This window comes from Pricia sp., assembly GCF_041745955.1.
In the GTDB taxonomy this organism is placed as follows: Bacteria; Bacteroidota; Bacteroidia; order Flavobacteriales; family Flavobacteriaceae; genus Pricia.
The window spans coordinates 1-5997 of sequence record NZ_JBGTHY010000049.1 but is presented as its reverse complement, the minus strand read 5'-3'; the positions used below and the strand labels follow the sequence as shown (position 1 = coordinate 5997).

Annotated in this window: 4 protein-coding genes; 2 read left to right on the top strand and 2 right to left on the bottom strand. The window is 44.0% G+C overall.

Annotated elements, in window-relative coordinates; translation table 11 throughout:
• Positions 1-2793: two-component regulator propeller domain-containing protein (locus ACEW8S_RS01645; protein WP_373516448.1), on the bottom strand; the 2793-nt coding region annotated here is incomplete at its 3' end.
• Positions 2794-3247: 454 nt separating this feature from the next.
• Positions 3248-4207 (bottom strand): SPOR domain-containing protein, encoded by a 960-nt coding sequence (locus tag ACEW8S_RS01640; protein ID WP_373516447.1) that lies wholly within the window; start codon positions 4205-4207, stop codon positions 3248-3250.
• Between the two features lie 105 nt (positions 4208-4312).
• Here ACEW8S_RS01640 and dprA point away from each other — a divergent pair, with 105 nt between their 5' ends.
• Positions 4313-5416, top strand: coding sequence for a DNA-processing protein DprA (dprA, locus tag ACEW8S_RS01635; protein WP_373516449.1), 1104 nt, complete (start codon positions 4313-4315; stop codon positions 5414-5416).
• A 156-nt stretch (positions 5417-5572) separates the two neighbouring features.
• A partial coding sequence (locus tag ACEW8S_RS01630) for an ABC transporter ATP-binding protein (RefSeq protein ID WP_373516446.1) occupies positions 5573-5997 on the top strand: 425 nt, incomplete at its 3' end.

The window sequence follows — 5997 nt, the reverse complement described above, 5'->3', positions numbered from 1 at the left end:
TTTTTCGGTCTCCATTTTTGAGCCCGGTGATATGGTATTGATCACGCTTATGCGTACCTGTCCCTCATTCCTTGCGACCAGAAACTCGCAGATTCCATTTTTCGGGGTATATTTAAAGGCGTTGGAGAGCAGGTTGGTGGTGATTTTTTCGATAACATCCTCATCGTACCATACGCCCTCCATTGGTTGGATTTCAACGGAAAATGCGATGTTTTTAAGACGGGCCTGATATTCAAATGATTTTGTGATGGTATGTGCGAAGAGGGATAGATTTCCTTTTGCAATTTTTAAGTTTATTTTTCCGCTTTCAAGTTTTGCCAACTGCAACAATTGATCGACAAGCGAGGTCAACCGGCGCGTATTGCGTTTGACCATTGCAAAATTGGTATGGTCGACATCCGAAAGACCCGCCTCCGAGAGTTTTTGGTCAATGGGGCCAGCGATAAGGGTCAAGGGTGTCTTGAACTCATGGGCGATATCCGTATACAGATCGGACTTGAAATCATTCAATTTCTTCAAGCGTTCGGCCTCTTCTTCCTTTAATTTCATACTCAATTTCATGCTCCATCGCCATTTGAAGTAAAAATATATCCCGATAACTATGGCACACGACAAAAGAAAGTAGAGGAATTTAGCGAATCGGCTTAAATACCAGGGAGGGGCGATGTATATATTAAGATTCGAAATACCGCGATTTTGAATAACCCCATCATATAAGGTTTGAACTTTCAGCACGTGGCTTCCGAAGGGAACGTTGGTAAAATAAGCGGTCTGGTAATTCGTGATTTTAATGGCATCGTCATCCAGGGCATAGGCATATTGTATCTTTTCGGGGTTGGTAAAATCCAATGCGGAAAAGCTGATCGAGAAATCGTTTTGGTCCGGGGCTAGTGATATGTCGTTCAAAAAAGGCGCGACGCAAGGGGAAAAAACGGCATCTCCATTGGCTGTGTTCACCTCAAAATCGGTCACCACCGGGGTGTTCATTTGGTTTTTGGCGAATGGCCGCGACAAATCGATTTGTTGCACCCCTTCATCCGTACCAAAATACATTATCTTGTTTACGGCGTCAAAAAATCCCGATCCGAATAGAAAGGCATTTGAGATCAAGCCATCTTTTTCCGTATAATGCCGAATAGTTTTCTTGACTTGGTTATACACATACAAACCGTCGTTGATGGTCGTAATCCACAAATTTCGGGCAGCATCCTTTCTTATGGTCATGATTTTTCTATCGAATAACTTGCCCTGGTACCGAAGTCTTGAAAAATCATCTGTTTTTCGATCGTATTTCACCACCCCGGTGTCCGTACCGAACCACATTTGGCCTTCTTCATCCTCTTCTAGGGTCAGTATGATATTGCTGGTAAGAGAGGTATTGTTTCCCTCGATTTTTCTGTACGTTTCTATTTTGTCAGCTACGGATTTGAGCGTAATTTCCGAGGTGTTTTCAATCTTGAATATACCATCGAAAGTAGAAGTAATCCATAGATTATCTTCGGCGTCTATATGTAGATTGGTGATTTTTACCTCACCTTTACCGGATTCTGTAGTAAGGGAAATGAATTTGAGGAGTCTGTAATTCCGGTCGAAAACATACAATCCTTCCCATGAACCGACCCATAATCTACCGGCCTTATCTCGGGCCAAAGCCCTGACAATTAAGTCCTGTCCCCGTTTTGTGGATATCGGAATCATTGTGGACAGGCTATCTCCGATAAATTTATACACGGTGGCATCATCGGTACTCGCGAAAAGTTGCCCGGCTTCGCTTAATAGACCCATGACCCGCTTGGCATCTGCCAGACAGGTAGTCCGGTCTTGCTCGACTTTGAACAAGCCGTTATCGCCACCTATATAAAGAACTTCATCATGCTTAATAATGCGCCGGGCATGAAGAGGTATTCTAGTTTGAAGAAAAGCGATATTGTATTTTCTTTCTTTAAACAGGCCCTTATCCGTACCCACCCATAGACTACCTTGACGGTCTACAGATAGGGCCGTTATTTTTAGTTCCGGCACGTTCAGATCGGTAGCTATGGGTTCAATGTGAAAGCGATCGAGATCCAACTTGACAATAGATGTAGCGGTTGCCATGTAATAATTGCCCTGCTGATCGTGCGTAATCAGGTTAAAAGCTTCATCGGTCGCAATTTCATTTACAGCAGTTCCTTCTTTGAGTAACAAAAGTTTGTTCGGAAGACTTACTAACAATCCTATTTTTGGGATATATTTCAATAAATAAATGGGTGCTCCGAAGGTAGAGACCTGTTTTAACACACTTGTTTTAATATCGTACGAAAGCAAGGTATTACTGGATCCTGCCAACCAAAGGGTTTCATCCTTCGAAGTCAATGCCGATTTAAAGGCCTCAACGGCCAATTTCGTATGGGTATTGGTCTTTACGTTAAAAATCGCATATCCTTCTTCCCAAGAACTGACTACATGATTTTTACCTGCCGGTGCGATGTGCGAAACCAACTTCCCTTGAAATGCGTTGGATCCACCCTTTGAAAAGTTCATAAAATCCATCTTTCCGGGAGAGAACTTGGTAACTCCCCCACCGTAAGTGGCCAACCAAAAATTGTTCTTTGCATCTATAGTGATATCCCGGATCCAATTCGCAGCTGGCGATTGGGGCTCTTCTGGAGAATTGCGAAGCACTTTAAATCGATATCCATCATATCTATAAAGCCCGTCTTGGGTGCCTATCCAGATAAAACCTATGGAATCTTGGGTTATACATGAAACCCATTCATTAGAAAGACCATTATCTATTGGGGTAAAAGCCATTTTTTGTTCGGACTGGGCCGAGAGAAGTGCACAAGAACATATAAAATAGCATATATATAAAGTGAAAGTCTCCCGACCGGGCATACGTGTATGGCATAAGTTCAATGACCTTACCACCAACCGGTATTTTTTTAGAAGGTTCATACAGATCTATCGATAACATTTTTGATGGAACTCAAAAGTACATGCACCCCGCTAGTAAGCGTGCCACATATGTAACAAAATATGCAAGCATTGTAACATGTAACTATTTAATTTACAGATATTTATGGAAACAAAAATGAAGAATTCACGTATAGTTAGACTGGAATAATGTATGGTTCTATACGGATGATGTATGGATAGTAAAATAGTAGGTGCCGATGTGGATAACGCACTGAAAATTATGAAATGCGGGAAACACATGTAATTCAACAAGGGGATTCACCCTCTAGGCCAAAGAAAATAGGAAGTACTAGCGCACCGATTTCAACCAGGCGTCCTTTTGCGTACGCTTGATTTTGTGAAGCGCCTGCAGCGCCTGTTGGGCATCGATAAAGCTGTCGTAGGCGACCATGTGAAGACCGAAGGGGTTTGTGCCAATGTAGGAAGGATGGAACCCAAGCTCTTTCAGTTGCTCGATTTTTTTATCCGCATTGGTCCGGTACCGGAAAGCTCCGGCAATGATATGATGCGTTTTTCGCCCAGCTTTATCCGTACTTGCCTTCTTTGTGGTCTTTAAGGTAATCGTGGGCAGTTCTAAGGGCTCGGTATCAAAAAAAGTGGCTTCCTGAATCCGTTTTGAGACCTGTTTATGGGCCTCTTCACGAACGACTTGCTGATTGTTCTGTTCCGCTTTGTAGAATTGGAACCCTGTAAATCCGGTGGTCAACGCCAAAAGTACTACAGCGGCATATTTCAGATAGGGCCGGGCCGCGACGGCTTCCCGTTTTTCTGGCGTGAAGGCAATAGGTGTTTTTTCTTCCAAGGCGGCCACTTCTTCTTTCAGGACTTCCCGGGCTACGGGTGCAGCGACAAAGGAGGACATTCCGTAAGAAGCGGTCAAATAATTGGTCTTCCCAGACGGTTGAAACTGAATTTTGCCTTCGGTGCCCGACCAAACTTCACCGATATCGGCCAATTGCAATCGTTCCCCTTTTTGCAGTCTTAATTTCCAATCGACAACCTCTTCCTCGACTTGTTTCAACATGGCCTCAAAAGTGGTCTTTTGGGCCTCGGCGGCATAGGAAACCAATAATCCGTCATTGGAAATCAGCTGTTGATTGAAGGATACGGTTTTCGCCGGAGGATATAAAGTATGGGTATCCTTATGGATTATGGCCGACCTAGACTGGGTCAAAAACGCCCCAAAACCGGGTATTACAACGCAGTTATACCGGTAGAGTAATTCTGATATATAATGTTCCAATACCATACATGACAAAGATTATAAAATATAAAGGGGGATGCCAGTCGTTCGCTTACTTTTTATTAACATTATATTTGGGGGATTTTGTGAATAACTTTGATGGCTTACCAAATGGATAAAAATGAACTCATTGCGGTCTTACGCCTGCAGGATATTCCCCATATCGGTGATGTGTCGGCCAAAAAACTGATTGATCACTGCGGGAGTCCCGCCGCGGTCTTCGAGGATAAGCGGCAACAGCTTCTTAAAATCGATGGTATCGGTTCCTATACTTTACGCAATCTTTACGACGCACAGCACCGGGAAGCTGCCGAAGAGGAGTATGCCTACATCCAAAAAAATCAGATCAAGTATACTTATTTTTTGGATGCGGATCACCCTAAATATTTGAAACACTGCACAGACAGCCCCATGCTGCTCTTCAAACGTGGAAATATTGATCTGTCGGAAAGAAAGATTATCAGCGTGGTCGGCACCCGGAATATTACAAGCTACGGAGTCGCTTTCTGCGAGAAATTTATCGAGGATATCGCTCCCTTGAACCCAATTATCGTCAGCGGATTCGCCTATGGCGTAGATATAACCATACAAAAATTGGCGGTCAAACACGGCCTGCAGACCATAGGATGCTTGGCGCACGGACTCAACCAGATGTATCCGAAAGTACATTCGAAATATCTCAAGGATGTAGAAAAAAACGGCGGATTTTACACCGAATTCTGGAGTACGAGCCAGCCCGAACGGGAACATTTTCTAAAGCGAAACCGAATCATTGCGGGTATGAGCGAAGCCACGGTCGTGGTAGAATCCGCCGAAAAAGGGGGCAGCTTGGTCACGGCCGATATTGCCAATAGCTACAACCGAGACGTGTTTGCCGTACCGGGACGTACAAAAGACAGATATAGCGTCGGATGCAACAATCTTATCAAACAACAAAAGGCGCACATGATGACCTCGGCGGCCGACCTGGTCTATTTGTTGAATTGGGATATCCCGGAAAAAAAGGCCCAAAACGTACAAAAGCAGCTTTTCGTAGCACTGGACGATACGGAACAAATCATTTACGACCATCTATTAAAGGATGGCAAACAGCAGCTGGACAGTATTGCGCTGGAATGCCAATTACCGATTTTCAAGGTTTCGTCGACCCTTTTGAATATGGAAATGAAAGGGGTGGTTCGGCCGTTGCCGGGGAAGTTGTTCGAGGCGATTTAATATGCTTAAGGGTAGCTAATCCAAATCGCTTTGCGAACTTTGCGCACCCGATCCATTTGGTGCGTAGCGACCCATTGCGATTTAGTCACAAAAAGTAAATCAGACAAAAATAATTGAGCGGTCTAGAAAAACCGAATATCGTTATAAACAGAATTCATGTTCCTAGAAGTACAGAACATCGTTAAAAGCTTCGGTCGCGAACAAGTGGTCAAGGACTTGACGTTTTCTTTGGATGCCAAAAAAACCCTGAGTATCTTGGGAAAATCCGGATGCGGAAAAACGACCATGCTCAAGACCATCGGTGGATTGGTTTCTCCCGATTCGGGATATATCCGCCTCAAGGGAGAAGACATCACACATAAAAAACCTGAAAAAAGAAATATCGTATATCTCTATCAGGAAGACTTACTGTTCCCGCACCTAAACGCCTTTGAAAATATAGCATTTGGGCTTCGCCTAAAGAAAATACCGGACAGTACAATCCAGGATCAAGTTCGGCATATGCTAAGCAGTCTCGAACTAGAAAGCCAGTCCCAAAAAATGCCGAACCAGCTTTCGGGCGGGCAGCGGCAGCGGGTATC

What these genes read in the sequence shown, in the direction of transcription:
- ACEW8S_RS01640 (WP_373516447.1), bottom strand. Translation starts at nt 4,207, where the DNA reads ATGGTATTGGAACATTATATATCAGAATTACTCTACCGGTATAACTGC.
- dprA (WP_373516449.1), top strand. Translation starts at nt 4,313, where the DNA reads ATGGATAAAAATGAACTCATTGCGGTCTTACGCCTGCAGGATATTCCC.